28 protein-coding genes and 1 pseudogene are annotated in these 25055 nt (G+C 62.0%); 19 read left to right on the forward strand and 10 right to left on the reverse strand.

Annotated features, from left to right (window positions below; translation table 11 throughout):
• Window positions 1-361 precede the first annotated feature (361 nt).
• The 6 genes from ACIQCS_RS22595 to ACIQCS_RS22620 all read right to left on the reverse strand — a co-directional run bounded on the left by ACIQCS_RS22595 (window position 362) and on the right by ACIQCS_RS22620 (window position 5436).
• The gene (locus tag ACIQCS_RS22595; protein WP_020486683.1) at window positions 362-694 is read right to left on the reverse strand and encodes a single-stranded DNA-binding protein; all 333 of its coding nucleotides are present in this window, start codon (window positions 692-694) and stop codon (window positions 362-364) included.
• Between the two features lie 51 nt (window positions 695-745).
• Window positions 746-1348 carry a hypothetical protein gene (locus ACIQCS_RS22600; RefSeq protein ID WP_021233334.1) on the reverse strand — a complete coding sequence of 201 codons (603 nt, stop codon included), beginning with the start codon at window positions 1346-1348 and terminating at the stop codon, window positions 746-748.
• 44 nt (window positions 1349-1392) lie between these two features.
• On the reverse strand, window positions 1393-2259 hold the full coding sequence (locus tag ACIQCS_RS22605) for a toprim domain-containing protein (protein WP_017980872.1): 867 nt from the start codon (window positions 2257-2259) through the stop codon (window positions 1393-1395).
• Window positions 2260-2553: 294 nt separating this feature from the next.
• Complete coding sequence (locus tag ACIQCS_RS22610; protein ID WP_017980870.1) at window positions 2554-3597, reverse strand: hypothetical protein; 1044 nt, start codon at window positions 3595-3597, stop codon at window positions 2554-2556.
• Window positions 3598-4043: 446 nt separating this feature from the next.
• Complete coding sequence (locus ACIQCS_RS22615) at window positions 4044-4904, reverse strand: replication initiator protein A (protein WP_017980869.1); 861 nt, start codon at window positions 4902-4904, stop codon at window positions 4044-4046.
• Between the two features lie 127 nt (window positions 4905-5031).
• Complete coding sequence (locus tag ACIQCS_RS22620) at window positions 5032-5436, reverse strand: hypothetical protein (RefSeq protein ID WP_020486682.1); 405 nt, start codon at window positions 5434-5436, stop codon at window positions 5032-5034.
• Window positions 5437-5623: 187 nt separating this feature from the next.
• Here ACIQCS_RS22620 and ACIQCS_RS22625 point away from each other — a divergent pair, with 187 nt between their 5' ends.
• Together ACIQCS_RS22625 and ACIQCS_RS22630 are read left to right on the forward strand one after the other, a co-directional pair.
• Window positions 5624-5896 (forward strand): helix-turn-helix domain-containing protein, encoded by a 273-nt coding sequence (locus tag ACIQCS_RS22625; protein ID WP_017980866.1) that lies wholly within the window; start codon window positions 5624-5626, stop codon window positions 5894-5896.
• 200 nt (window positions 5897-6096) lie between these two features.
• Window positions 6097-6189 (forward strand): annotated as a pseudogene (locus ACIQCS_RS22630) (hypothetical protein); the annotation flags it as partial.
• Here ACIQCS_RS22630 and ACIQCS_RS22635 read toward each other — a convergent pair.
• Entirely contained in the window at window positions 6178-6894 is a 717-nt protein-coding gene (locus ACIQCS_RS22635; protein ID WP_017980865.1) for a helix-turn-helix domain-containing protein, read from the reverse strand. The pseudogene ACIQCS_RS22630 and the gene ACIQCS_RS22635 sit on opposite strands and share 12 nt — an antisense overlap.
• Before the next feature lie 171 nt (window positions 6895-7065).
• Here ACIQCS_RS22635 and ACIQCS_RS22640 point away from each other — a divergent pair, with 171 nt between their 5' ends.
• From ACIQCS_RS22640 to ACIQCS_RS22720, 17 genes are all read left to right on the forward strand, one after another.
• Window positions 7066-7869: a muramidase gene (locus ACIQCS_RS22640; RefSeq protein ID WP_024310572.1), complete on the forward strand. Its 804-nt coding sequence runs from the start codon at window positions 7066-7068 to the stop codon at window positions 7867-7869.
• Window positions 7866-8219: a hypothetical protein gene (locus ACIQCS_RS22645; RefSeq protein WP_017980864.1), complete on the forward strand. Its 354-nt coding sequence runs from the start codon at window positions 7866-7868 to the stop codon at window positions 8217-8219. The genes ACIQCS_RS22640 and ACIQCS_RS22645 overlap by 4 nt, the downstream gene beginning before the upstream one ends.
• On the forward strand, window positions 8216-8818 hold the full coding sequence (locus ACIQCS_RS22650; RefSeq protein ID WP_017980863.1) for a lytic transglycosylase domain-containing protein: 603 nt from the start codon (window positions 8216-8218) through the stop codon (window positions 8816-8818). Before ACIQCS_RS22645 ends, ACIQCS_RS22650 begins: the two co-directional genes overlap by 4 nt.
• Window positions 8815-10338, forward strand: a complete 1524-nt coding sequence (locus ACIQCS_RS22655; RefSeq protein ID WP_017980862.1) for an LPD7 domain-containing protein — start codon at window positions 8815-8817, stop codon at window positions 10336-10338. The genes ACIQCS_RS22650 and ACIQCS_RS22655 overlap by 4 nt, the downstream gene beginning before the upstream one ends.
• Window positions 10339-10358: 20 nt before the next feature.
• Entirely contained in the window at window positions 10359-10682 is a 324-nt protein-coding gene (locus tag ACIQCS_RS22660) for a TrbC/VirB2 family protein (RefSeq protein WP_017980861.1), read from the forward strand.
• 1 nt (window position 10683) lies between these two features.
• Window positions 10684-11016, forward strand: coding sequence for a type IV secretion system protein VirB3 (locus ACIQCS_RS22665; protein ID WP_017980860.1), 333 nt, complete (start codon window positions 10684-10686; stop codon window positions 11014-11016).
• Window positions 11009-13375 (forward strand): VirB4 family type IV secretion/conjugal transfer ATPase, encoded by a 2367-nt coding sequence (locus ACIQCS_RS22670; RefSeq protein ID WP_017980859.1) that lies wholly within the window; start codon window positions 11009-11011, stop codon window positions 13373-13375. Before ACIQCS_RS22665 ends, ACIQCS_RS22670 begins: the two co-directional genes overlap by 8 nt.
• A gap of 1 nt (window position 13376) precedes the next feature.
• A complete protein-coding gene (locus tag ACIQCS_RS22675; protein ID WP_017980858.1) occupies window positions 13377-14099 on the forward strand; it encodes a type IV secretion system protein in 723 nt (240 codons plus the stop codon).
• A 3-nt stretch (window positions 14100-14102) separates the two neighbouring features.
• Window positions 14103-14339, forward strand: a complete 237-nt coding sequence (locus ACIQCS_RS22680; protein WP_020486680.1) for an EexN family lipoprotein — start codon at window positions 14103-14105, stop codon at window positions 14337-14339.
• A 53-nt stretch (window positions 14340-14392) separates the two neighbouring features.
• Entirely contained in the window at window positions 14393-15442 is a 1050-nt protein-coding gene (locus ACIQCS_RS22685) for a type IV secretion system protein (protein WP_017980857.1), read from the forward strand.
• A 443-nt stretch (window positions 15443-15885) separates the two neighbouring features.
• Entirely contained in the window at window positions 15886-16563 is a 678-nt protein-coding gene (locus ACIQCS_RS22690; RefSeq protein ID WP_017980856.1) for a virB8 family protein, read from the forward strand.
• Window position 16564: 1 nt separating this feature from the next.
• Window positions 16565-17572, forward strand: coding sequence for a TrbG/VirB9 family P-type conjugative transfer protein (locus ACIQCS_RS22695; protein WP_017980855.1), 1008 nt, complete (start codon window positions 16565-16567; stop codon window positions 17570-17572).
• A 1-nt stretch (window position 17573) separates the two neighbouring features.
• Entirely contained in the window at window positions 17574-18863 is a 1290-nt protein-coding gene (virB10, locus tag ACIQCS_RS22700; protein ID WP_017980854.1) for a type IV secretion system protein VirB10, read from the forward strand.
• Window positions 18864-18866: 3 nt separating this feature from the next.
• Window positions 18867-19877 carry a P-type DNA transfer ATPase VirB11 gene (virB11, locus tag ACIQCS_RS22705; protein WP_024310571.1) on the forward strand — a complete coding sequence of 337 codons (1011 nt, stop codon included), beginning with the start codon at window positions 18867-18869 and terminating at the stop codon, window positions 19875-19877.
• A gap of 21 nt (window positions 19878-19898) precedes the next feature.
• Window positions 19899-21818, forward strand: coding sequence for a type IV secretory system conjugative DNA transfer family protein (locus ACIQCS_RS22710; RefSeq protein ID WP_017980852.1), 1920 nt, complete (start codon window positions 19899-19901; stop codon window positions 21816-21818).
• A gap of 116 nt (window positions 21819-21934) precedes the next feature.
• Window positions 21935-22213 carry a type II toxin-antitoxin system ParD family antitoxin gene (locus ACIQCS_RS22715; protein ID WP_021233332.1) on the forward strand — a complete coding sequence of 93 codons (279 nt, stop codon included), beginning with the start codon at window positions 21935-21937 and terminating at the stop codon, window positions 22211-22213.
• A complete protein-coding gene (locus ACIQCS_RS22720) occupies window positions 22210-22506 on the forward strand; it encodes a type II toxin-antitoxin system RelE/ParE family toxin (RefSeq protein WP_021233331.1) in 297 nt (98 codons plus the stop codon). Before ACIQCS_RS22715 ends, ACIQCS_RS22720 begins: the two co-directional genes overlap by 4 nt.
• A gap of 11 nt (window positions 22507-22517) precedes the next feature.
• On the opposite strand, the gene ACIQCS_RS22725 is transcribed toward ACIQCS_RS22720, so the two are convergent.
• Genes ACIQCS_RS22725 through ACIQCS_RS22735 form a run of 3 tightly spaced genes read right to left on the reverse strand, consistent with a single transcriptional unit; the run spans window position 22518 to window position 25051 of the window.
• Window positions 22518-23099 (reverse strand): PRC-barrel domain-containing protein, encoded by a 582-nt coding sequence (locus tag ACIQCS_RS22725; protein WP_017980849.1) that lies wholly within the window; start codon window positions 23097-23099, stop codon window positions 22518-22520.
• 52 nt (window positions 23100-23151) lie between these two features.
• Window positions 23152-23973: a family 1 encapsulin nanocompartment shell protein gene (locus tag ACIQCS_RS22730; RefSeq protein ID WP_017980848.1), complete on the reverse strand. Its 822-nt coding sequence runs from the start codon at window positions 23971-23973 to the stop codon at window positions 23152-23154.
• Window positions 23966-25051, reverse strand: coding sequence for a Dyp-type peroxidase (locus ACIQCS_RS22735; RefSeq protein ID WP_026151879.1), 1086 nt, complete (start codon window positions 25049-25051; stop codon window positions 23966-23968). The genes ACIQCS_RS22730 and ACIQCS_RS22735 overlap by 8 nt, the downstream gene beginning before the upstream one ends.
• Between the last annotated feature and the right edge of the window lie 4 nt (window positions 25052-25055).

Below are 25055 nucleotides of genomic sequence, written 5' to 3' on the forward strand. Positions count from 1 at the left end.
TCACGCGCGGAGACGGTCCAGCCCTTGCACAGAGGGGGGCGGCGCCCCCTTCATCCTCAGCGCCGCCAAAGCGGTGCCGTCGGTATTGCGGCATTCTGCCGCGCAGCGTCACGGCCGCGGCCAACTTGGGGCCGCGCACATCAGCGCCGCGATCCGCGACGCGGATCTCGCTTCACCTCGTTCGTGCTTTCGAGAACCGCTGCACTCTCTGGGCAGGCGGGAATAGGGAGCCGGCAAGCCCGAAGGCTTGCCGTCCGTTTCAGGCGAGGATCGTCACCCGGATGGGACGAAACCGCTTGCGGGTTCGGTCGGAGCGCAGCGTAGATAGAGCCGTGCCGAAGGCCGCCCCCGCCCTTGCATCTTATTGCTGATCCTGATCCTGCTTGTCGGACTTTGCCAGGATCGAGAAGGTATCGGCGATCAATTCCGTCCGATATTGCAGATTGTCGGGCTCACCATGGCTGCTTTCGCGCACGCGGCCCGTCACATGCACCAGGTCTCCCTTCTCCGCATTTGCGGCCTGCTGGGCGACATTTGAGAAGCACACCACGCTATTCCAGAGCGTCTCGCTCTTCCACTCCTCACCATCCCGGCGATTGTAGGTCGCGCCGACGCTTACATACGTCACCTTGTCGCGCTCGCGCTTATTGCCCACATTCCCGATAACCCGAAATTCTGCGATGTTCCTCGGCATAGTCTTCTCCTCCTTCAACAAATGACACGAAGAAAACGGGAAATAATTGAGCTAATCCGCTCGCTGTTCATCATGACGGAAATGGTATTTCGCGATGTTTTCCGGCGTTGCGTAGGTCTGATACGCCTTCGTCCAATCCCGGCTAATTGCCTGTTGCGCGGTTTCGAGTGGCACCTGATGCGTGCAGACCAACCGCCAAAGCACATACGCCAGGACGTTCTTGTCCGCCGCGTTCGCCTGCCCGAGACGCGGTTGCAGCCACAAATCCTTCATGTCGAGCGGAGCGCCGCCGATGGAAATGGGGATCAGGTGGTCAAGCTCATAGTTAGCCATGCTTTCGCCAGGATGCTGCTGATCCATAAGGCGGCGCTTCATCGGCCCGGTGATCGAATAGGGAGGCCGCGCCGCTTTCGCATATCCGGGCCGGCAAATCGTGGCGTCGATATTGGCCTGATTGATGGCCGGATCGACGGCGCCGGTGACTTCGGGGGGCGGAAGGATGCTCGCGCGATTGAAGGGCAAGATCGGACTGCGGAGCGATTTTGAGAAGCCGGCGACGGCATCACAAAATTGCGTCGCTCCTGTCGCGGCGCAGCCGGTCGGATCGTTCGGCCGTGGGGCACGGTGATCGGCCGAAGGCCGGTGCCAAAGCATAACGGCCACGAGTATCGCGAAGCCGCCGAGAAGCGCCCGCGCTCTCAAGCGCGGGCAGCCAGCTTCGCCATCAAGGCGTCGTTCCAGTCGCAACGGGGGGGAGGGGGGACGATGACCACCGATCGGCCATTGCGGGTGAGGTTTTCCCGGCCGCGCTCGATCCCCTCGGCCGCGGCCTTTCCGTGCTGCGAGTAAATCACGATGCGACGCACATGGTCGGGAATGTAGATCTCGCGATAGCGTTCGACGCCGCACACGGCCGCGCAGCCGGAAAGGTCGTTGAGCACGATCGCGGATTCGGCGTCCTCATAGCCTTCGGCCAGGTTCATCGTATCATCGGGCGGGGCGCCGATCTGGACGACACTGCCGCGCGGGTCGGCGAGCGTGCGCTTGGGCTCCTCCAGGGCGCGGGCCTTCTGGCCATCGCGATCGATGAATATGCGCAGGAGCGCCCGAAATCTCCGGCCCTCGTGCATCGGTACGAGCAGCGCCGGCAGGAGCAATCTGCGGCCTCGCTCATAGGTCATGACGCTTGGCGAATATCGGGCGATCGTGGTGTGGCCGATGCCGCGCCCGTCCGCGTAGAGCTGGGCCGGGGTGCCGGCGATCGGCATGGCGCGGGTCCAAATATCCTCGGCGAGCGGAGTGAGGTCGCGCGCGGGGGCTTCCGGCGCCGAGCTGGGCGCGTCGATCGCCGGATTGATACGCTGGTCGCGCAGCGCCGAGATGATCTCGTCCTGGGTGCAGCCGGCGAAACAATGGAAAAGGACTGCCTTGCGGCCCGGCGTGACGGACAGCGAAGCCGTCTTGTCAGCGTGCGCGGGGCACCGGACCATGCCATGCTTGCGATGCCATGTGCCCTTCAGGTCCGCGACGATCTTACGCGCTGCTGTTTCCGGCGTGTGCGTCATGGTGTCCAAATAACAATATAGGACGAAAATGGACAGAGATTTTTCGCCGACGGGTGATGGGATGGCGATCCGCCGAGGCGCGTCCGAGCGCGAAATTGAGCGCCAGTATTTCCCTCTGGCCTATCAAACGCGCGATCTCGTCGCCTTCGATCCCGATTTCGACGATCGGGAGCCACGACGGTCGCCATTTGAGCGCAGGTCAAGCCGCTTGCTCCCGCTGGGGAGCATTCCGGCGCCGCAGGCGACGGTCCGACAGTTGATCCAGTCGGTGAGGTTGCGGTTTTGGCGATGCGGTTAGGCTAGGCGGGGCCCGTCAGGGCTAAACGTATCGGCCGTCCAGGCCGATTCCGCTTCTCCCTTCTTAGAATATATAGACTTCCTAAGAGGAGCAGTGTTTTTCTGACACTCACGGGCTGCGAGTTCGAGACGTTGACGCTGATCGAGCCGGAAGGCGGCATTGGCGAGGTCGGTGCGGGCCTTGGGATCTTCAGGCATCAGCCGACGCCGTTCGCCGCCCGACGTATTGGCGAGCATCGCCGCATGATCCTCCAGAACGGTTTCGCGGCGCACCTCCTCGTCGTCAGGGATGGGGACGTGAAGGCCGATCAGCTTCGCCAGCCATTGGGGAAGCGCGAAGCGATAAAGGTTGGAGGTCTGCTCGGAGCGCGCGCCGTTCGTGTCGTCACGCGAGTAGATGAAGCGCCTGATCCAGTCGACCAGGCCGATCGCCTTCAGGATGCCGAGCGAGCGATGCACGGTCGAACGCGAGAGGCCGGTCCACGACATGATCGCCTCATAATCGGGGGTCAGCCAGCCTTTTCGGCCCTGCTCACGCCGCAGCATGGCCGTGAGGACGCGCTGACACGACTGCGTGAATTGAACCAGGGCCTCCTCCCTCTCCGTAAGGGTACGCAGGCCAGCGCGGGCTTCGCTCGCCAGCTTGCGACCAAGGTTGAAGGTCAGCTCGCCGGCGACATAGAGCCGCTTGCGAAGATCGTTCCCGAGGCGCTGGGCGAAGTCGGCCTCCTCGGCGCTTTCGGTCCGGACGCTGTTCGCCCATATTTTGCGGCGCGTGATGTGGAGCCCGCCAGTCGGCCGCCCCCCCTTGGGGGTGCCGACGATCGCGCGGGTCGCGTTGAGGAGGACATTGCTGCTGGTGCTCTTGTGCTGCTCAAGCCCACATATCACGCGCAGGGGCAGAACCGGCACGCCGGACTGCCGCTGGGTAGCCTGCAAGTCCAGTGCGGTGCGAATGTCTTCGTAGGAAATCCCTTCGGCGCGCAGCTCGTCCACCACGGAGTCAGCCGGCACCGTCGATTGTCGCAGGGTAAAGTCCATCGTTCGTCCCCTCGTGCAAGGGGCCGTCAGCGAACAAAGCAGATGCGTGGCGCGAATCGCGCATCCCTTGAGCCTGCGCTCGAAATGCTCTAGGAGAGGGGCTGTCTGATGGCCCTTGGCATCGTTTGGCGACGATGCTCCTAGTTCATCGGGTGCCCGGCCTTCGTGCCGGGCATTCGTTTATGTGCTCACGGCCCACATACCCCTTGGATTGGCGGGGGCCGCCCTTCGGCCCCGCAATTTCATGACAATGAATGACAGCCCGCGCGGGAGCGCGGAAGCATCGGAAACTCGTGCTTTCGAGAACCGAAGGCACAAAAACTCGTGCTTTCGGAAACCGAAAGGCGCCCCCTTCGTGCTTTCGAGAACCGTTTGTTCGTGCTTTCGAGAACCATTCTGTGCGCGGCTATCGGGTTTGACCGAATCACTAGCCAGGCGCACCGCGATCAGCATGGGGGTGCGGTGGTCCTCGGGATGATCGTCACCTTGGCGGAGCCGGCGCGAGGGCCGCGCTTTCTCTTAACGTCCTCGTTGGTATTATCACCTAATACGATGCGATAATCGGGTATAGAGTCCTCTTCCGCTATGCCCTTCAAAGCATGGCGAAAATTCTTTACGGGATTTTGATACCCAATTTGCAGACGTAGGTCTTCGATATCGACGTCAATAGCGCCATTTGCGCACGAAGCGCGCGCGACTTCATAAAGACGGCGTTCAACAGGCCCGATCTGAAAGTAATTCGGCGAGTAATCGAGAACTTCCCGGTCACGCAAGATCGCGCGATAGAGCCAGTCGCAGAGCCGGACGCGGACCGCCTTGAGACGCCGATCGCCGGTGCGCGTCTTGGTATAGGTCAACCGCGCTTCGGAGAGCCAGGAGAAGAAACCCGCCTCGCCCTCGCCACCAGCCTCGATGTTGGTCTTGATCTGCGTGCCTTGCAGACGCTCAAGCGCGTCCGATAGGCGGGCGTAGGATCGGGCTGAGCTGTTGACCCCGGTTACGCGAAACAGGTCGTGCGCGGTAAAGTAGAAGTCCTGCGAGACTTTCTCGCCCGAGTCGAGCTTTGCTACAAGCAGACTCGCAATATAAAGCAGGACTTCCTTGTCGTAGATAGTCGCGACACCGCGCGGACCCGGCCCAATCTCGATGGAAACGGCGTCCGTCCTATAGGCCAGCGGCTTCATCCACGCCGTTTTAGTCAGCGCAAAGAATGGATAGGCCATCAATGATCGCTCGCCGCGGACCTCGGTGAGCAACGGGCTATCAAGGCTGAAAAGCTCGCCCTGAGTCGTAGGGAGCGTCGTCATGCCGGCGCCGCCTTTCTAATGGTCCCCGAAAGCACGAACGGGGAGGCGATCTTCGTGCTTTCGAGAACCATTCCGGCCGACTCTAACTGCACGCGCTCGGCCGCGATCGAGGCCGAGCGGCTCACCATCACTGCTCACCGCCTTGGATGAGTTCAAGCTGGACAGCAGGGTTGGAAAGGTCGCTGCCAATCTCGGCGAAAATCATTTCGAAGACAGGGCCATAAGGCATATTCCGAAAGCGGCGTTGAACCTGCTGCACATAGTCAGCCAGTTCGTTCGCGACGATCGGCGAAATGCGGCGCAGCGTCGCATCGCCATCGGCCGCACGCTGCACGAAGTCGTCGGGACTGACGGTCGCCATGCACTTGCGGATGATCCGGGCGACGACGGCATCGCGAGAGCGCAGCCGATACCGCTTCTTCAAGGTGTCGATCTCGTCGATCAGCCCCGAAGGCAGCGCCATGTTGAGATTCTGGTGCCCTGTCGCATAAAGCTCGCCCCGCTGTTGCCGGACAAGCTCCTTTACGGTCATTCTCCGAGTCTTGGTGCGCGGGCGTGCCATGAGTCCAATTAATGAGCGAATGACGATTCTGTCAAACGCTCCCGCACGCGATGCTGTAAATTAATTTTTCTCGCGCGACGAACCGTTCCCGATATAAGCTGTAGCATTGAGAACACGGCCAATCGGCCGTGATGTCGCACCGATAGAGACCTTTTGGATGCCGAAGTATCTCCAACTGGAGGAGGTTGGAACACCTGCTGCGCAGCTTTTCGGGAAGCGGCTGAAGGAACGCCGACTCTCGCTCGGCTATACGCAAGCGCAACTGTTCGAGCAGACCGGCATCACGGCTGCATATATTTCCTTCATCGAGCGCGGAAGAGCCAATCCTACCCTCGACATGATGGTCAAGCTGGCGGAAGCCGTAGGCGCTGAGGCATGGGATATGATCCGCCCATGTGACGAGGAAAGCGCCAAAAACCCTCCAAAATGAACATACTTATTGCGACGGAATATCATTGCACTGCGGTCGCGACATGAATTAGACACACATAGATCAATCGGCGCCACCTCACGAGACGCCACGGAAGAAGAGGTCGCGACCGAACCACAGGGGCCTATCGGGGGGGAACCGAGGGAGTTTGTGTGGCTAAAGGCGTCGTTTTGCGGTCCCGATTCGGGGATCGTGTGAAAGTGTTGCTTAATGAGACCGGGATTTCGACTGAAGAACTGGCCGAGCGTAGCGCAATCCCGGCCAAGCGTATCCAGAATATGCTAAACGGGTCTTTTATCCGCATCACGCTTCGGGACATGAGCATCATCGCCGCGGCCCTCAACACCCCCCTTTACAACCTTCTTGCCCCGACTGATGCGCCGCTCCCTGTCGTATCGTTCGAGGTAGTTGAAAAGCGTGGATCTCGCGACTCCTAGCTCCTGCGCCACGTCGGTCGCGGTCGCTCCCGGCTTGTCGAGCTTTGCCCTTATCTCGGGAAGTTTGTCGGGATCGAGAAGGCGTTTGCGACCCTGGGGCGCGGTGTCTGCCGGGTGGGTCTTGATACCATGGATATGCCTGTAATGGCCGTCCAGGGTATCAAGCAAAACGTGCATCTCGCTTGTCGCACCGGGTTCGATGACAAGCTTTTGTGACACGATCTCAACGCTGATGCCGGCACGCAACGTCTTAGCCAGCACGCGAATGAGCATGTTCGTTGAAAGCGCCAGGCATGATAGGTCGAAGACCTTGATCCGATCTCCAGAGGCGAGCTTGATGCCGTTGCGTGCGAGCAGTTCGCCGAGCTGGTTGAAACTCTTTTTCCCCGCCTCCACAACGATGTCATCAGGGCTTAGGACCGCCTTTTGATCTTCCAGGGTCGCCGAACCGGGTGTTTCCGCAAGGAAAGCGACGGTTGTTCTCAATCTTCTGCCCTTTGCGCGATACGCCTCACCGAAAGGGGCCGTCAGCCCAAAGGCTCCGGCTCCCCTAAAAGCCATGTTTTCTATGCTAGGCTTGCTGTCTCGGCAACATGGTGAACGAGGGGAGGGGAGATGAACACACCTTCGTAACGGCTCAAAATCCAATTCCCCGGATGCGATTGAGTGTTGCCATGATCGTCAGTATCGTCCACTATTTTTTATGGACTGTATCTGACGGAGCAGGCGTTCATGCTTCCAGCGGTGCTTACGGCAAAGGCGATTCAGCTCTGCGCAGCAGGGTTGGGCGCTGCCGTGACCACCCCGGCACCGCCCTACGCGATCATCGTTCACACGGGCGCCTCGCTGACCCGTCAGCCCGACAATGAGGCCGACGCAGAAGCGACAGTGCGTGATCTGCTTGCGCTCGGCGCGGACTTCGATGCCGGACCGCTTGCGATCAAGGGCCGGGACTTCGCGACATACGGCATCACTCCGGCATCCGTGTTCGACCCGTGCGCGCTGGCGCAGGTCGATGATGGTTCGCAACGGGCCTCCATCCCCACCACGGCTACGGTATCGGGGGTAACAGCGCTGCTACGGCGGGCGTTTGCCGCCCGCATCACCGACACAATCAGGCCCATGAACGCGACATACGGGGCGCGTTATAGCTGGCACAAATTCGGGCAAGCCGTGGATTTCGTCCCTGCTGCCGGCGTCAACTCGATCACGCGCGACCAAATCCGCGCCCTTATGGGGCAAAGCGGCATCCGGCTCATAGAGCTGCTTGGGCCGGGGGATCGGGGTCACTCCAATCATTGGCATATCGCGTTCGCGCGCCCTGGACAGGTCATCGACCGCATCCGGCCCGTCGAAGAGGACGAGGACTGGATCGTCAATGTCGCCAGTGCCGACGTTCGCCGTCCATCTGCAATCTCTGGAACCGATGCGCCCTCCGCGCCCGTGTCGGCCCTGCAACCCACCGAGAAAGCGCCGCCCCGATGGGACGTATTCGCGGCGGAAGAGTGGCGCGTATCTCATGGAGGTGGTTCATGATCGGGCGATTGTTGAACAAGCTGGGGGGCGCCTCGGGGGCGCTTTCCTTGTGCGGCGCTGGGATTGTGGCGGTCGCCGCGCCGCAACCGGCCTATGCGTCGGATTGGGGTTGCCAGGTGGTTCTCTGCCTCGCCACCCCCGGCTCCCCCACGAAATATGCGCAGTGCGTCCCGCCTATCACGAAGCTCTGGAATGTCCTCGCCATGGGCGGCTCGTTCCCGACATGCACGGGCGTCGGCATTCGCACCAAGAAGGTGAAGCACGGCTATAATCTGACGGTCACGCAGTCAGACGGTGCCGTGTCGAGCTACGCGCTCGACACGCGATACCAGACGGTGACACAGCAATGATCTACGCGGTCGCCGCCATTGCCACGCTGGCGCAGCAATGCGCGCCGGAAATCGCGACCGAAGCGGTTGTGCCGCTCGTCATGACGGAGAGTAGCGGCGACTCCCTCAAGATCAACGTCAACAAGGGGCCGCGCGTTCGTGCCGGCTCCGTCGCTGAAGGCGCAGCGATCGTCCGTCGCTATGTCGCTGCTGGCTACACCGTCGATGTCGGCTTGGCCCAGGTCAATTCGGCCAATTTCGCGCGCCTCGGGGTCTCGGTCGAAGAGGTGTTCGATCCTTGCACCAATCTGCGGCTCGCTTCCGCTGTGCTGCAAGAAGGCTATGGTCTGGCAACCCGGCATTACACGGGCCTCGATGCGATCTCCGCGACCTATTCGCTCTACAATACCGGAACGCTGACGCGGGGATTTCGCAACGGCTATGTCGGCCGCGTGTGGTCGGCCGCGGCCGCGCTGGGTTCCGTCCAGGCGCCGCCAGCTCTCCCCGTTCCTTCCACGCCCGCGAGCGACACGCCGGCCTCGAATAACGGGCCAGCGAACGATCGCGATAGCTGGGTGGTCGGCCAAATTGCTTCCAACGATATCGAGGTCTTCAAATGAGCGAGACCAATTCCATCGCGCCCAGCACGCGCGCCGATACGCGGCTCGTGGTCAGCAGCTTTTCTCCCAGCGCCGACTATCGCGACCAAGAGCAAGTCGCGATCTATGCTGGGAAGGATGCGACTTTGATTGCCACCACGGGCAACAGCCGCGATCCGCTCGCCGAAGATCGCGCCCGGAAGCTGGTGGCGGACCCGGATTTCAAGCGTCTGGTGGAATCGAGGGCGCCGGAAGCCAAAGAGGCTCTGGGCGTCGGCACGCATATAGACGGACAGGGCGGCGTTCGCCTGCCCGAGCAAATGTCAGCGCTGAGCCGGCCCGGTTCGGAAGGCGCTCCCGATGTGGTGATTGCCGAACATGGGGCCGATCACGGCAAAGACCTTGCCGAAAGCCTCGCCCAAAGCGCGTCCATCCAATCGGCGCTTGCGCAGGCCGCTCCCGAACGGTCCACGTTCGAGATCCCGCCCGATATGGCGAAGCGGTACTCCATGCGGGTTGTCGAATCCCCCGATGGTGGCAATCGACGCCTCGGCGTGTTCTTTGCCGGGGATCGGTTGAACCCGTCGCTCGAAATCATCGATGACCGGATCATCGCCCGCGACGAAGATCCCGAAACGATAGCTGCGCTGGTCAGACTCGCGCAGCATAATGGCTGGGAAACGATTGACGTTCATGGGACGCCCGAGTTTACCAAGGCGGTATGGGAGGCCGGCTCCCGCGCCGGTTTGACGGTCAAAGGTTACGAGCCGTCGTTCGCCGAAGCCGAGCGGATGGCGGGCCTGCGGAGCCGGGAAGAGGAGCGCAGGCAGGAAGCGGCGACGCGTGGAGCGCCGGCCAACGCCGCCCAAACCGCCGAGCGGGCCGTGCAGGCCATGGAAACGGTCGCGAGCGCCGCATCGGAAAGCGATGGCGCCGTCGGCTCCCCGGAAGTCGATGCGAGCGCCCAGCGCAGACCTTCTCCGGCCGCAGCTCGCGAAGCCGGCGAGAGGGCCGCGCTCGACGAGCGGGCGATCGTCGAGCGCGTGTTCGAGCGGGGAATCCGGGAGCTGGAGACGAGCGGCGATCCGCGTGCGCGCGCGGTCCGCGAGACGGCATCGGCGCTGGTCGATCAGATCTATGGGGCTCAGGAGGAGCGGGCGGTCGCGCGTTCGACACGCGATCAGGATCGCCAGCCCCAGCCCGAGCGGGACGCCCAGGTCGTTCGCGAGGAGCGCCAGCGATCAGAAGAGGCCAAGCGGCATCGCGATAGCGAGGAACTGGCTGACTTATTTCTCCACGGTGCTGCCGACACGATCGCGGCCGAACCGCGCCTTGCCAACGCGCTCCAGGCGCAGGCGGCCATGGAACAGCATATCGCCGAGGTCTTCAAAGGGGATGCGATGCAGGTTGCGTCGGAGACCCGTGACAGTCGGCAGATGATCTCGGACGTGCTTCGGCGCGGCCTTGATGTGTCGGTCCGCGAACCGGCTCCCGTTCGGCGAATAGAGCCGGTCCAGTCCTCCCCAACATTGGAGAGGTAATTCCAGCCATGGAGTACCGTATGAAATTCACATCGAAGTTGGGCCGGATGATGTCCGATCGCCGCGCCCGCCAACTCGTCGGCTTCGCCGGCGCCCTGGCCCTCATCTCGATCGCGCAGCCGGCCCTTGCGGACGGCACCGCCATCGAGAGCGGCCTTACGACCATCAAGACATGGATGACCACGATCGCGTCCGTGGTCGGCATCATCGCCGTGATGGCCGTCGGCTATGCAAAGCTGACCGGCCGCATGGATTGGGGGCGGGCCGTCACCGTGCTGATCGGGATCGGCATCATCTTCTCGGCCGCGACCATCGTGGGCTGGATGGGCGGATCGGGCAGCTAACATGGACAAGCTGGCCGAGGATAAGGTCTTTCTCGCCCTGACCAGGCCATCGGTGTTCATGGGATTGCCGCTGGAGGCGATCCTGCCGATCATCATGGTCTGCATGGTTTTTTGGGGGATCATGCACAATCCCTTCTTCCCCCTGGCCATGTTCGGAGCGCTCTACTTCCCGGCCCGCATGATAGTCCACTACGACTACAATGCGTTTCGGCTGTGGGGCCTTTGGTTTCAGACCGTATTTCTCTCCAAAAACCGCAAATTCTGGGGGGGCGGGAGCTACTCTCCCGTCCGCCTGTCCCAAGGCGTGAAGCGGAAGCAATTCGGCAATGGCTAAATTCACCCTGAAGCACAAACAGGTCGCCCTTCGCGAAGCGGATGACATCAAATTCATCCCCTACACGCGGCATGTCGATGACACGATCGTCGCGCTGGAAGACGGCTCACTCATGCGGATGTATCGCGTCGACGGGCGGCCGTTCGAGACGAGCGACATCGCCGATCTCAACACATGGCATAACAAGCTCAACATCGCGTGGCGCTCGATCGGTGACGATCGGGTTGCCCTCTGGACGCACCTCGTCCGCACGGCGACGGACCCTATCCTTGAAGGCGAGTTCCATTCCGATTTCGCCCGCACGCTACAGGAGCGTTACGCGGAGCGGCTGAAGGAAAAGGTTCTCTACCACAACGAGTTTTACGTCACGATCATCGTGCGGCCCTCGAACATGGCCGGCGACCAGGTGACACGCCTTTTCGCCAAGCGCCAACCCGGTGCGGAGATTGACGATCGCGCTCTCGCGATCATGGCAGACAAATGCCGCGATTTTGAATCGCTGCTGGCGGACACAAGCCCGACGCCGCTCTCGCTCTACGAGCATAACGGCAACCTTTTCTCGCAACCCATGGAGGTGCTGCACTTCATCCTGACCGGCGACCGCATCCGCGTGCCGCTGTTGAACGGGCGGCTCGGGCAGGCCCTCTATACGTCGCGGGTGATCTTCGGGCGCGAGGCCGCTGAAATTCGGCTCCCCGACAAGTCGCACTGGCTCGGTATGTTCGGCGTCCGCGAATATGTCGCCACGACGCGGACGGGGCAGTTCAATAGCCTGCTGACGCTCGATTTCCCGTTCGTGCTGACGCAGAGCTTCGCGCCGCTGGTAAAGTCCGTGGCGAGCGAGCGCTTCACGAAAAAATACAAGCAAATGGTGTCGTCCGACGATGCCGGCGTCAGTCAGGCCATGGAGCTGCTGGATGGCGTCGATGATCTGATGGCGAACCGCTTCGTCCTGGGCGAGCATCATTTGTCGATCGCGGTGATGGACGATGACAAGCGGCGCCTGCTCGATCGACTCTCCATTGCGCGTTCCGCCGCGGCCGATACCGGCATGGTGATGGCCCGCGAGGACGTGGCGCTGGAAGCGGCGTTTTGGGCGCAGCTTCCCGGCAATTTCAAAATGCGGGCGCGGCCTGCGGTCATCAACAGCCGCAATTTCGCAGCCCTCAGCCCGTTCTACACCTTCCCTGCGGGTCGCAAGTCGGGGAACCATTGGGGCGAGGCGGTGACGCTTCTCAAGACGCGCGCCGGCTCGTCCTTCTGGTTTAATTTCCACCGGCAGGACATCGGCCACACGCTTATCATCGGCCCCACCGGCGCAGGCAAGACGGTGCTGCAAAACTTCCTGCAAGCACAGCTTGAAAAGACAGGGGCCAAGCAGGTCTTTTTCGACAAGGACCGGGGCGCGGAGATCTTCGTGCGTGCCTGTGGCGGCACCTATCTGGCCTTGAGGAACGGCGAACCGACGGGTTTTGCCCCGTTGAAGGGTCTCTCGCCGACACACGAAAACATGGCGTTTCTCCGCCAGTTCATCCGCGTGCTGGTGCGGCGCGAAGGGCGGCCGCTCACGGTCGGCGAAGAGAAGCTGATCGACGATGGCCTTGATGCGGTGATGAAGCTCCCTGCCGAGAAGCGATCATTCCACGATCTGCGTGAGTTGCTAAGCTACTCGGACGCGGAGGGCATCGGTGCGCGGCTCGAACGCTGGTGTTCGGGCGGCCCATTGGGCTGGGCGTTCGATGGCCCGGTCGATGAAGTGTCGCTGGCGGCCCGCTTCGTCGGTTTTGACATGACGGACTTCCTCGAAAACCCGGAAATCCGCACGCCGATGATGCTCTACCTTTTCCATCGGGTCGACGAGCTGCTGGACGGCCAGCGTGTCGTGGTGGACATCGACGAGTTCTGGAAGGCATTACAGGACGACGCTTTCCGGGCCTTCGCACAGGACGGTCTCAAGACCTTCCGCAAGCGCAATGCGTTCATGGTCTTCGGCACCCAATCCCCGGCTGACGCCCTGCGCTCGCCGATTGCGCATTCGATCATCGAACAGACCGCGACGAAGATCCTCCTGCCCAATTCCGATGCCAAGAAATCCGACTATTGCGACGGTTTGGGCCTAACGGAAGCGGAATACCGCCTGATCCGCGAGGATCTGACACCGGAGAGCCGCTGCTTCCTCGTCAAGCAGGGCCACACGTCCATCGTTGCGAAGCTCGATCTCGGCGGAATGGGCGATGAATTATCCGTGCTTTCTGGCCGCGCCGAAACTCTGGCGGTCATGGAAGATGCCATTGCCCGAGCGGGCAACGATCCTGCGGCGTGGCTGCCGCTCTTCTACGCACATGAAAGGAGAAGCTGATATGTCGCTCAAGCACATCATCATGTTCGCAGCGGCGCCCTTGGCGCTCGCTGCGACCGCCGCCCCGGCCTCGGCGCAGGGTATCCCGGTTTTCGATTCCACGGGCTACATACAAGCCCTCGCGACCGTTCAGAACACGATCAAGATGATCGAACAGGGCGAGCAGCAAATCTCGACCGCCACCAACACGCTCAACTCGCTGCAAAAGCTGACGAACGTGAACAGCATCGCATCGAGTCTCTTCAATTCTCAGACGCGCAACCTCCTGCCAAACACGACCATCGACGCACAAACGCTGTTAGGCGGCGATCTGACCAAGATCGGCTCGCTGGGCTCGCTCGCCAGCAGCATCCAGTCCCGCTACACGATTTCGTCCTCCGGGTCGGACGCGGACACCGCCTACAACCAGGCGCTCAAGGATGCGACCGGCTCTGCCGCTGCTACGGCCGCCTTCGGCGAGAACACGTTGAACGTGACGCAGCAGCGGATGCAGCTCCTCGATCAGCTCCGCGAGCAACTGTCGAGCGCCAAAGACCCCAAGGACGTGATGGACCTGAACGCCCGTATCTCGGTCGAGCAGGCGCAGCTCCAGAACGACATGCTGAAGTTGCAGGCGATCCAGACGGCTCAGTTTGGACACGCGAACCTTGCGATCGCGACGGCGCAAACCTCGGCTGCCCGCAATGCGGCCTCATTCTACGACGCCAACACTCTCAGGAAGTAACCCATGCGAAAGCTGCTCGTCTTGTGCTTCGCCCTGGCCGCTGCCGGCTGTCAACAACAACCCCCTGCGGTCCCGACAACGGACGAGCTGATAAAGAATCCGCAGCTTCTCGCGGAATGGAAAACGAAATGTGACAGCGGGGAATACAGCAATCTCCCTGCCGATCAGAAGGATAATCTTTGTTTCACGACGCGAGAAGCGCGGCGCTCGATCGCCATGCAAAAGATCAACTCGAAATGATCCAGCCACTTTGAACAAGGTATAAACCGATGGCAGGAAGTTCGCCCAATCTCATGGTCCTTTTCACGACCATGTATGGCTATGTAGAAAGCGCAATTACATCGGCCGTGGCGAGCTTCGGGTCCGGTCTTGTCAGCTTCGTGGCTGCGCCACTCGGCGTCGCCGCGACAATCTACTTCCTGCTTCTGGGTTTCGCGGTTCTTCGCGGCGCAATCCAGGCCCCCTTGCGCGAGCTGGTATTCCAAGCCGGCAAGGTCGGCTTCGCGATAGCAGCAGCCAGCGCCGTCGGCTACTCGGCGCTCGTCGTGAACGTCGCCACGCAGCTCCCGTCCGACATCATTTCGGCGGGATCGGGAACGCCTGTCACTAACCCCGGCACCACTTTCGATACCTACGTCTCCGATACCGGCAAATTGGCGTCGCGGATGGAACAGGCGAACGCGACCATCCAGCAGATGCCTTCACAGGGAATCACCGATTTCCGCACGCCGCTGATCCAGTTGCAGTCCGCGCTTGTGACCTATGGTTGCATCGGCGTCCTCTATGTGTTCGCCTTCCTGTCGGCCGCCGTCGGGTTCTGCATCGTCATCTTCGCGAAGCTGGCTGTGTCGATCTGCGTTGCGCTCGCGCCGCTCGCGCTCGCCTGCCTCTTATTCAACTCCTCGCGCTGGCTCTTTGATGGCTGGCTCAAACAGACCGCGAATTACATCCTCCTGATGGTCGTCATGGCGATCATGACGAAGTTCATCACCGGCCTTCAGGAAGCCTCCATGGACGGCATCATGGGGTCGATCGGCGATGCGTCCAACTTTGTCCAGATGGAGGATACCTACGCGGTCCTCAACACCGACCTGATGATTGTGGCGACCGTCGCGTGCTGCGCGATTTACATCGTCGGCACGATCTTCTTCTTCCAAGCGCCTTCGATCGCTTCGGGCATCGCGGGCGGAGCGTCCTCGGGTGGCCATGGCTTCCTGCAAACCGGCATGAACATGGCGGCCAATCGCCTGATGTTCCGACGCTTGGCCGCGAACACGCCCCGCGCTGGTGGAGCCCCCGCGACTGGCGGCTCCGTCGCTCGATCTGCTTCCGGGGGCGGCTGACCGCTCTCCACTCATGAACCTTGGGAACATCGCGGAAAAGACGGACGGAGATTCTATGAAAAGGCTGACTATCGTGGCGTTAGGTGCCCTCGCACTTAGCGGATGCACCGGGACTCACATCAAGCCCGCTCCGGTATGCGACGGCAAGCATCGCCGCCCCGCCAATCTCTACGGCACGATTCTGCCGACACTCCCTGTCCCGCTGCCCGCATCGCAAGGTGGAGGCGGACAGTCCATGGTGGCTCCACCGGCAGCCTCGCCCGCACCTGATGTCCCCGGCCCGGCGCCGCTGCCGGCGCCGCCAGCATCAGCCCCCGACGCCGGCCAGGAACCCGCCACGCCTCCGAAGCGAGGCGCCATGAACACTCTACCGTCAGCGCCGGGGACGTCCCAGCGGGCCGTTGCGCTGTCCTACCTCCCCTGCTGACGAAGGGATCGACGCCATGGCTACGGTGAAGGCAGAAGATAAGGAAAAATACCTCGAAAGCGCGAGGACGTGGGAATACGACCGAATGCGCGCGGCGATCCAGTCCCGGCGCGTGGCGTGGACCGTCGCGGGAGGGGCATGTGCGCTCGCGGTCGCGTCTGTGGCGGCTGTCGTCATGCTCACACCTCTCAAGACCGTACAGCCCTATGTGATCCGGGTTGATAAGACCTCGGGCGAGGCAGAGATCGTGACGGCCCTCAAGGGGCCTCAGCCCCGCACCTACGACGATGCGGTCAATCGCTATTTCATTTCGCAATATGTGCGGCTGCGCGAGGGCTGGTTGAACGATGCAGCTCGTGAGAACGCCTATACGGTGATGCTAATGAGCGACCAGGCTGAAGGCGGCCGTTATCTCAACGGCGTTCAATCTGGCAACAGCAATGCCCCGTCGAACATCTACGGCGACAAAGGCTTCGTCTCGATCGCAATCCGCACGATCAGCTTCCTGAGCCCGACCGTGGCGCAAGTCCGCTACACGAAGATCATCACGATGGGGCAGAACACGCCGGTCGCGCAGAACTGGAACGCGATCATGACCTTCAAGTTCACCACGGCCCCCGAGCATGAGAAGGATCGCAACCTGAATCCTCTCGGCTTCCAGGTCGTGAATTATCGCTCTGACCCGGAGGCGTGACATGACCGAACAGCCGAAGACCATGGACGGCGCCGATCGCGTCGTGATCCCCTTCCTCCCCGCGCTCCGCAAGAAGCTGGGCGAGCGCCTCTCGCCTCCGGCAAGCAAGCTGGTGGTGACGGATAGCGGCGCCAAAAGCCGTTTCTGGCGTGGTGTCGGGGCGGTGTGGCACCGGCTCGTCGTCTTCTCGGTCGTTGGGGCCGTGGCCGTCACGCTCGCTCCGCATCCGGCTATCGCATCCGAGACGCCCGTTCCTGGCCCAAAGGATGCGCGGGTCCGCAACGTCAACTACGATCCCGATCAGGTCGTGACGATCGTGGGCAGTTTTCGCCATGCGATCGAAATCCAGTTCGGCCCCAATGAAACCGTGACGCAGGCGGCGTTGGGCGACACGATCTCATGGCAAATCGCGCCCGTCGGCAACATCGTGTTCCTCAAGCCGCGCGAGAAGGCTGGCGGAACCAACCTGATCGTCGTCACCAACGTCAACGGCGCGCCGCGCACCTATCATTTCAATCTCACTCTCGGCGCCGGCGAGGCAATGTATGGCATCCGGTTCCATTACCCGCGCGAGGAGCGAGCTATGGCGACGCTTCAGACCCAGCTCGCCGAGGTACAGGCCGCGCGCGCGGTCGAAAACAACATCACCACAGCCGCGCTCGATCATGCCGTGATCGAAGGAACGCGAAACATGAATTACACGGTGCAGGGCGACTCCTCGCTCCAGCCCACCGAGATCTCCGACAATGGCGAGTTCACGGTGCTGCGCTACCCAGGCCACGCCGACATACCTTCAATTTTTGCCGTTGACGTGGACGGGACCGAGACGATCGTTCCCTACGACGTGCGCGAGGATTTTGTCGTGATCCATGCGGTCTATCGGCAGCTTCGGCTCCGTCGCGGCAACGTGGTGCTGTGCATCTACAATGAAGCGCCCCCTCGCAACGATCGCGGCGATCGGACGGGGACCGTCTCCAACATCGTCGAACGTAAAGTGAAGGGGCAGTAAGATGGCCGATAACCTCATTGACCGCGGCGGCGAAGTCGGCGCCGATACCGTCCCCCCCAGCGAGCAGAGCAGCCCCATTGCGCGCAGCGGCGGTTGGGGAAATATCGCTTTCCTCGGCGCCGGCCTCGCACTGATCGGCACCATGGGCGGCATTGCGATCGGCTATGGTGCATTCCACCATTCCGGCTCCGCAAAGCCCGCCGAGCAGCCGGCAAAAGCCAGCGATCGGGCCGTGGCCGATGTGATGGGATCACCGAACGCGCAGCGCGCGCAGCTCGCCGGCCAGCTCGGCCAACCCAATGCCCCGCAAACCGATATGTTCGGCCGCCCGATCGCGGCGACGCCTAACCAGGCTACCGATGCGAACGGGAATCCGGCGCCGGTGTCGGCGAATGGTCAGGAGACGCCAGAGCAGAAGCGAGCCGAACAGGCACGCTCGATGGCGGATGCTGCGCGCCGATCGCCGATCATGGCGTTCGGCAGCACGGGTATCGCATCCGCCGGATCACCGGGGACAAGCCTCGTCTCGGCCGAGCAACCGCAAGGGAATGGCCAGCCTCAAGGCGATGGGCAGGGCCAAGGGCAAGGCCAGCCAGGCGGCCCGCGCAACTTCGGGGCCAGCGGCTTCGGGCAGAATGATGATGCCGGCCCGTCGGGTAAGGGATCGACCGATTTCAGCGATCAGCTCAACCATGCGGCGATCCAGACAGTACGGGCGAGCGTGATCCCCGATCGGAGCCTTCTGTTGAGCGCTGGCACGGTCATACCCTGCACTCTGCAGACGGCCATCAACTCGACGCAGGCGGGCTTCGTGAACTGCGTCATCAATCATGACGTCTATTCGGAAAATGGTCGCATCGTCCTGCTCGACAAAGGGACGAAGGTGCTGGGGCAATATTCGGGCGGCATCACACAGGGGCAGGCTCGCTTGTTCGTCCTATGGACGCGCGCACTCACGCCGCGCGGTGTGGCGATCGACTTGGGATCGCCTGCGGCTGATAGCCTTGGCCGCGCCGGCCTGCCGGGAGGCGTCGATACGCAGTTTTGGGCGCGCTTCGGCATGGGGCTTGTGATCTCGGTGCTGGAAGATGCGTCGAACATCGCCAGTCGCGCCGTCGCCGGCGAAGGCACCTACTCGACACAGGTTCCGGGCAATACTGCACAGACGGTCCTCAACCAAACCATGCAGATCAAGCCGATCCTGAAGAAGAATCAGGGCGATACGGCTGCAATCTTCGTCGCCAAGGATTTCGATTTCCGGTCCGTCTATGACGTGCGACTGAGGCGCTGATTTGTGGCGTCGTCGATATACCAGCACAATGCGGCGCCGATAGAGCGTCACCTAGCCCGCGAGGACGTGACGGAGCTGGTCATCAATGAGCCGGGCCTGATCGGCTTGGAGACGCGCAACGGTTGGGAATGGCATAAGGAGCCGGCATTGGACAATGCGGCCCTCATGACGCTCGCGAAGCTCATCGCAGGTCTGACCAAACAGGATGTCACCGCCGAATATCCGATCGTCTCCTCGGTTCTTCCGGGAGGCGAGCGCGCGCAGGTCGTCGTCCCCCCTGCCGTGGAGCGGGGCTTCGTCTCGATCACGATCCGGAAAGCGTCGGGCGTCTCTATGGACATCGACGATTTCGACCGCGCCGGGCTTTTCAGTGAGGTCCGCGCTCATGGCCTGCATGAAGAGGTCGACTCCGCGCTGATGCGATTTCGCGAGGCCGGCGACTGGAAGGGCTTCTTCCGGCTCGCGGTCGAATCCCGCAAAAATATCCTGATCTCCGGCGCCACGGGTTCCGGCAAGACGAGCTTCTCCAAGGGCCTGATTAGGCTCATTCCCGATTACGAGCGCATCCTGACGATCGAAGACACCCGCGAGCTGGTGGTGCCACAGCGCAACCACGTCCACATGATGTATTCTAAGGACGGAAAGGGCCTTCAAAAAGCTGGCGCAAAGGAATTGCTGGAATCGGCGTTGCGTATGCGACCCGATCGCATCCTGCTCCAAGAGCTACGCGACGGCACCGCCTTCTTCTATCTGCGCAACGTCAATAGCGGCCATCCAGGCTCGATAACCACGGTCCATGCCAATACGGCCGAAGGTGCGCTGGAACAGCTTACGCTGCTGGTCAAGGAATCGGAAGGCGGCAACGATCTCGATCGGCACGACATCCGCGCCCTGTTGCGCTCGCTGGTTGATATCGTCGTGCAGATGCACCGCCTTCCCCCAGGTGACGGGAAGCCGGCGCGCTATCGTATGACGGAAGTGTGGTTCGATCCTGCGGGCAAGCCTCGCGATTAGATTCGAGCGGAGGATCGCATTATGAGCGGCAAAATGGTTCGCAACCAAGGGGCGTCCGAGCCGGCCGCCATCGCGTTCCTCGTCATCATAGGCTTGATGATAAGCGCCGCGATCGGCGCCGTGGTGGTCCTTTGGAAGGCGCATCTCCTCTCGGCGCACACGCCCTGGGCGCGCGTTCCGGGTGCATTATGGTCGATGCGCCACTTGCCGATCGTGTGGAAGCCGTTTCTCGCCGGTTTCTTCATCGCCTTCGCGGTCTGCCTGATCGGTATCGTGTCGTCGCTTTTCACGGGCCAGAAGCTCCACGGCGAAGCCCGCTGGGCGCGGATCGGCGAGGTCCGCAAGGCCAAGCTCTTGGAGGATGCCGGCATTCTCCTCGGCCGCATCAATGGCAAGTTCATGCGCTTTGGGGGAACCGAGCATGTCTTGCTCGAAGCACCCACCCGCGCCGGCAAGGGCGTCGGCGTCGTGATCCCGAACCTTCTCCAATGGCCGGATTCGGTTGTCGTCCTCGATGTGAAGCAAGAGAATTGGGCGGCGACAGCAGGCTTTCGGATGACGAACCTTCGCCAGCAAACACTCTTGTTCAACCCGCTCGATGCCCACGGTCGCACATGCCGCTACAACCCGCTCGCGTACATCAACCGACGCGATCAGGTCGAAGTCGTCAACGAGCTGCAAAAAATCAGCGTCATGCTTTTTCCCCTGCCCCTGCAGGGCGAGACGTTTTGGGCGGAAAGCGCAAGGACGGCGTTTCTCGGTGTCGCGGCCTATGTCGCCGCCACGGTGGATGATGGCGACGATGCGCTCCCCTTCACCATCGGCGAAATCTACCGCCAATTCGCCGCCGGCGATGCACAAAAGCGATTTCCCAAAATCATCTCGCAGCGCGAGCGGGAGGGCAAACCGCTATCAGGGGCGTGCGTGTCGGCGCTGCGGGATTGGATCATGGCCTCGGCCAATACCTTCACGTCAACCCGCCAGTCCGTCACCGCCAAGATCAATCTGTGGCTGAACCCCTATGTCGATGCGGCAACGGCTGTCAGCGATTTCGATCTGCGCGAGTTCCGCGACAAGCGGATCTCGCTCTATCTCGGCGTCTCGCCGGATGATCTGGATCGCGTGGCACCGATCTATGGCCTGCTTTTCCAGCAGCTCATTGACCTCAATGTCCGCGAGCTGCCCTCGGGCAACAAGCACCAGGTTCGCTTGCTGCTCTTGCTCGACGAGTTCTCGCGCCTCGGCCGCGCGTCGGTGATCGCCAATGGCTTCAGCTATGTCGCCGGCTATGGCATTCGCCTCCTCCCCGTCATCCAGAGCGGAGCGCAGCTCGAGAACGTCTATGGGCCGAAAGTCGCCACGGAGATTGAATCCAACTGCGGCGTCCAAATGGTCATGCGCCCCGCGACCAACGATGATGCGAAGGATATTTCCGAACGGCTTGGCACTTATACGTTTCGCGCCAAGTCGCGCTCCTTCGGCATGTGGGGCCGTGGGGGCGGCTCGGTATCGGAATCCGATCAGCGCCGGCCCCTGATGCTTCCTCAAGAGCTGATGCAGCTCCCCGAAAAGGACATGATCGTCCTGCGCCTCGGCATCCCGCCCGTCTATGGCAAGAAAATCCGCTATTATACGGAGAAGGCCATGGTCGCGCTGACCAAGATCCCCGCACCGCAAATGCCGAACATTCGACCCGATCCCACCGCACCGATAAACAGCCTGCGGGTGATCGCCGCGGCCGAGGCGGATGATAATGGCGCCCTTGGCTCGGCCCCGCCTGCTCATGGTCCTGGGCCGCAATCCGGAGGCGGAGGCACGGCCCCGACCCACCATCGCTTGAACCAAGCCGCGATCGCCGCCGCCATGGCCGCGCCTGCCGGGGAACGCACCAGCAAGCTTTTCCAACATATTGTCATGGTAGGCGAGCCAAAGGTCGCTTAGCGTTATGTGATCTTACCCTCGTCGGTGCGGTGACGCGAAGGCGGATCGGCTGCACAAGAGAGGCAGGCGCCTTGAAACCGATGGCAGTTTTTGCCATAATGGTAGTGAGGTGATTTATGGCTTCGATGAACGTCTCCCTTCCGGACCCTATGCGGGATTACGTCCAGCGCCGCATCGACAGCGGGCATTATGCCAGCGTGAGTGATTATGTTCGCGATCTCATTCGGCGCGATCAGGGCGAGACGCAGGATGTCGAACGGTGGCTGCATGATCTTGACGCCTCGATCGAACGCGGCCTTGCCGATGCCGAGGCGGGGCGCACCCACGACCTCGACGACGCCTGCGATGCTATCATCGACAGGATTCGGACACGGGCAAGCGCTCAGCCGCAATGAAAGTCATCCTGACGCCGGATGCGCTGGCCGACCTCGATCACATCGCCGAGCATATCGAAAAGGACAATCCCGCGAGAGCCATCAGCTTTGTTGAGGAATTGCGTGAGGCGGCCCGTCGCCTTGCCGATCTGCCCCAAGGCTATCCTCTGGTGCCTCGCTATGAGCGCTACGGTATCCGTCGCCGTTCCTATCGCCGCTATGGCATCCTCTACCGGCCAGAAGCCCACCGTATCCTGATCCTGCGCTTTCTTGGCCCCGGTCAAGATCATGATCGCGCGCTCCAATTGGTGTGAGCGATCGCTTGCTAGGGATTGATCGGAGCGAAGGCGGGCCAGTCACGACTTTTGAGGCCGGGCTGTGACAGGAAGCTCGGGCCGTCCAGCAACAGCGTCATGCGCGTGTAGCCGATCCTGAGGGATTCGAGCGGCACCGCTCGCAATGTCTCTTCAAGACCGGCATATCGCTCGTCCGAGATCACCACATAGTTTATCCTGCCGGTCGAACATTCGATAAGGGCCTCGACAACCCGGCCCAGATTCATCCCGCTCTTGTCATCAACCGCCATGCCGATCAGGCCGGTCGCGGTGAACAGGTTCGGCGTATCGGATCTTTGGCTGGCTGTTTCGGCCGATCGGCCGCCATCCTCATATTTGGTCTGCTGCCCCAACCATCGCCAGATACCAACTAGGTTCGTCAGCATCAGGAATCCATTGGTGGCAACCAAGGCTGTCTGTCCTGTGGCGTAGCCCAATGTGGTCCAGCAAACCGAGCTGATGCTGAACACCACGAAGCCCCAGCCCGTCACGCGCGCGCCCAGGTTGGAAGCCGTCATCATCGCCGCGATCATCGTCGCGATCGTGGCGATCCAACCGACGAGACTTATCATTGTCCCACCCCTCGCTGCGGCCCGCGTGCGGGCGGCGCAACCGGCAACGCCTTCACGCCGGCTGCGCCGACGCTTCCGTTGTCGGGAGCGAAACAGCCGCCTCGCTCGTCAACAGCCGGAAGGTGAAGCTCTCTTGCAGGTACAGCTCGACCGCCTCGGCGGTGTGGCTGAGATAGCCGATCGACAAATCCTGTCCGAGATCGAGTTCGAAATCGCCGCCCCGCGTTGTCAGGACGACGCCGCCCATGATGCCCGGCGCCCAGATGATATCGCCGTCCACCAGACGATTGATGTGCTGGAGCACCGGATAGCCCTCCTCGCTGCCGCCGCTGATCGCGGTGAACGGATCATCGCCCAGCACCAGTCGATAAGGCCCCTCGACCCCGGCAAGGCGCAACCGATCGACGGCTTGGGCGACGATGGCGGGATATCCGGCGACGGCCGTGGGCAGCGGCACCGGCTCGTTGCTCGCGCCGGGACGGATGCCGCCGATATCGGCAGCGGCATAGCCATCAAAGATCGCGCGATTTTCGGCAAAGGCGATCGTGCGGGCGGCTTCCTTGAGCGGTTGCCAGTCCGAATCCTCGGAGCCGCGCTCCACATCGTCGATCGCCGCGCGGGTCAGCGTGAAGGGCACGCGCAGTTCGACCACGGCGTTGACCGCACGCCGCACGGCTTGGACGCCATCGCTGGGCGCATCGATCGGCTTGGTGTGGCCCGTTCCCACGGCCGCGAGCGTGGCCCCCTTCGGTTCCGGCACGTCCACGACGCGGCGCGCGGCCAGATAGCGCTTGAGAGTTCGGGTCGCTTCTTGGTCGATTTGCGCCCAAGCGGCGTCGGAGATGGGGGCGAGTTCGCGATGGAGGTTATTCATGTCCTGCCTCATCTTTGAGTGATCCAATGCGCAGCGATCCATCCGATGCTGACGAGGGCTCCGGTGCCGGCGCCGTGGATGCGGGCGCCTCGGCTACCGCCTCATCGCCATCGGCCGTGGCTGGCTCCGGCGTTACCTCGTCCAGAAAATCAGCCGACGGCACGAAATAAAGCGAGCCGGTCACGGCCCGGCTAACATCGAGCAAGCGATCGTAATTGCCGGGTGGCAAACCGATGAACATATTGTCGAGCATCCGCTCGATGCGGGTCGGCGAGCGGGCGTAACCGATGAAATAGGTGCCGAACTCGCCCTTACCAACATCGCCGAACGGCATGTTATCGCGCAGGATCTGGAGTTGCTCGCCGTCCTCCTCGATGTTGGTGAGCACGTTATGCGCGAAGCTCGGCTTGGCCGCCTCGTCCAGCTCGATGTCCGACAGCTTCTCGCGCCCTACGATCTTCTCCTGCTGCTCCACGGGAATCGCGTTCCACTTGTCGAGGTCGTGGAGGTATTTCTGGACGATCACATAGCTGCCGCCAGCGAAGACCGGATCGTCCGCCGCCCCGATCACCGTGGCATCTCTGGCTCCCTGCTCGACGGGGTTTTCCGTCCCGTCGACAAATCCCAGCAGGTCGCGATCGTCGAAGTAGCGGAAGCCATGCACCTCGTCCGTCACCGAGGCGAAGCCGGCGAGACGCTTCACGATCTGCGCCGCCATCTCGAAACACAAATCCTGACGCGCGGCGCGAATGTGAAACAGCAGGTCGCCGGGCGTCGAAGGCGCATGATGGACGCCGCGGATTTCCCGGAACGGATGCAGTTCCTTCGGCCGCGGCGCTCCGAATAGCCGGTCCCAAGCATCGGAGCCGATCCCCATGATGCAGGAAAGTCCGCCGTCTGCCGCCCGGAAGCCCACGCCACGAACCAGCGACGACAGGATGGCGCAAAGACCCCGCACCCCCGCTTCCGGCTTCTCCCCGGCGCCCATCGAGACGACCAGAAAGATCGCAGCGCGGGTAAGCCGGGCATCGACGGCCTGGGAACGAGCGGTAACATCTTGAGAGACGGTAGAAGGCACGTTC

The sequence above is a fragment of the Sphingomonas sp. NPDC092440 genome (assembly GCF_044754985.1).
Lineage (GTDB): Bacteria > Pseudomonadota > Alphaproteobacteria > Sphingomonadales > Sphingomonadaceae > Sphingomonas.

Bases quoted from the DNA above. Each gene is read 5' to 3' on its own strand.
- ACIQCS_RS22595 (WP_020486683.1), bottom strand. From the start codon at position 694: ATGCCGAGGAACATCGCAGAATTTCGGGTTATCGGGAATGTGGGCAAT.
- ACIQCS_RS22600 (WP_021233334.1), bottom strand. From the start codon at position 1,348: ATGCTTTGGCACCGGCCTTCGGCCGATCACCGTGCCCCACGGCCGAAC.
- ACIQCS_RS22605 (WP_017980872.1), bottom strand. From the start codon at position 2,259: ATGACGCACACGCCGGAAACAGCAGCGCGTAAGATCGTCGCGGACCTG.
- ACIQCS_RS22610 (WP_017980870.1), bottom strand. From the start codon at position 3,597: ATGGACTTTACCCTGCGACAATCGACGGTGCCGGCTGACTCCGTGGTG.
- ACIQCS_RS22615 (WP_017980869.1), bottom strand. From the start codon at position 4,904: ATGACGACGCTCCCTACGACTCAGGGCGAGCTTTTCAGCCTTGATAGC.
- ACIQCS_RS22620 (WP_020486682.1), bottom strand. From the start codon at position 5,436: ATGACCGTAAAGGAGCTTGTCCGGCAACAGCGGGGCGAGCTTTATGCG.
- ACIQCS_RS22625 (WP_017980866.1), top strand. From the start codon at position 5,624: ATGCCGAAGTATCTCCAACTGGAGGAGGTTGGAACACCTGCTGCGCAG.
- ACIQCS_RS22635 (WP_017980865.1), bottom strand. From the start codon at position 6,894: ATGGCTTTTAGGGGAGCCGGAGCCTTTGGGCTGACGGCCCCTTTCGGT.
- ACIQCS_RS22640 (WP_024310572.1), top strand. From the start codon at position 7,066: ATGCTTCCAGCGGTGCTTACGGCAAAGGCGATTCAGCTCTGCGCAGCA.
- ACIQCS_RS22645 (WP_017980864.1), top strand. From the start codon at position 7,866: ATGATCGGGCGATTGTTGAACAAGCTGGGGGGCGCCTCGGGGGCGCTT.
- ACIQCS_RS22650 (WP_017980863.1), top strand. From the start codon at position 8,216: ATGATCTACGCGGTCGCCGCCATTGCCACGCTGGCGCAGCAATGCGCG.
- ACIQCS_RS22655 (WP_017980862.1), top strand. From the start codon at position 8,815: ATGAGCGAGACCAATTCCATCGCGCCCAGCACGCGCGCCGATACGCGG.
- ACIQCS_RS22660 (WP_017980861.1), top strand. From the start codon at position 10,359: ATGAAATTCACATCGAAGTTGGGCCGGATGATGTCCGATCGCCGCGCC.
- ACIQCS_RS22665 (WP_017980860.1), top strand. From the start codon at position 10,684: ATGGACAAGCTGGCCGAGGATAAGGTCTTTCTCGCCCTGACCAGGCCA.
- ACIQCS_RS22670 (WP_017980859.1), top strand. From the start codon at position 11,009: ATGGCTAAATTCACCCTGAAGCACAAACAGGTCGCCCTTCGCGAAGCG.
- ACIQCS_RS22675 (WP_017980858.1), top strand. From the start codon at position 13,377: ATGTCGCTCAAGCACATCATCATGTTCGCAGCGGCGCCCTTGGCGCTC.
- ACIQCS_RS22680 (WP_020486680.1), top strand. From the start codon at position 14,103: ATGCGAAAGCTGCTCGTCTTGTGCTTCGCCCTGGCCGCTGCCGGCTGT.
- ACIQCS_RS22685 (WP_017980857.1), top strand. From the start codon at position 14,393: ATGGTCCTTTTCACGACCATGTATGGCTATGTAGAAAGCGCAATTACA.
- ACIQCS_RS22690 (WP_017980856.1), top strand. From the start codon at position 15,886: ATGGCTACGGTGAAGGCAGAAGATAAGGAAAAATACCTCGAAAGCGCG.
- ACIQCS_RS22695 (WP_017980855.1), top strand. From the start codon at position 16,565: ATGACCGAACAGCCGAAGACCATGGACGGCGCCGATCGCGTCGTGATC.
- virB10 (WP_017980854.1), top strand. From the start codon at position 17,574: ATGGCCGATAACCTCATTGACCGCGGCGGCGAAGTCGGCGCCGATACC.
- ACIQCS_RS22710 (WP_017980852.1), top strand. From the start codon at position 19,899: ATGAGCGGCAAAATGGTTCGCAACCAAGGGGCGTCCGAGCCGGCCGCC.
- ACIQCS_RS22715 (WP_021233332.1), top strand. From the start codon at position 21,935: ATGGCTTCGATGAACGTCTCCCTTCCGGACCCTATGCGGGATTACGTC.
- ACIQCS_RS22720 (WP_021233331.1), top strand. From the start codon at position 22,210: ATGAAAGTCATCCTGACGCCGGATGCGCTGGCCGACCTCGATCACATC.
- ACIQCS_RS22725 (WP_017980849.1), bottom strand. From the start codon at position 23,099: ATGATAAGTCTCGTCGGTTGGATCGCCACGATCGCGACGATGATCGCG.
- ACIQCS_RS22730 (WP_017980848.1), bottom strand. From the start codon at position 23,973: ATGAATAACCTCCATCGCGAACTCGCCCCCATCTCCGACGCCGCTTGG.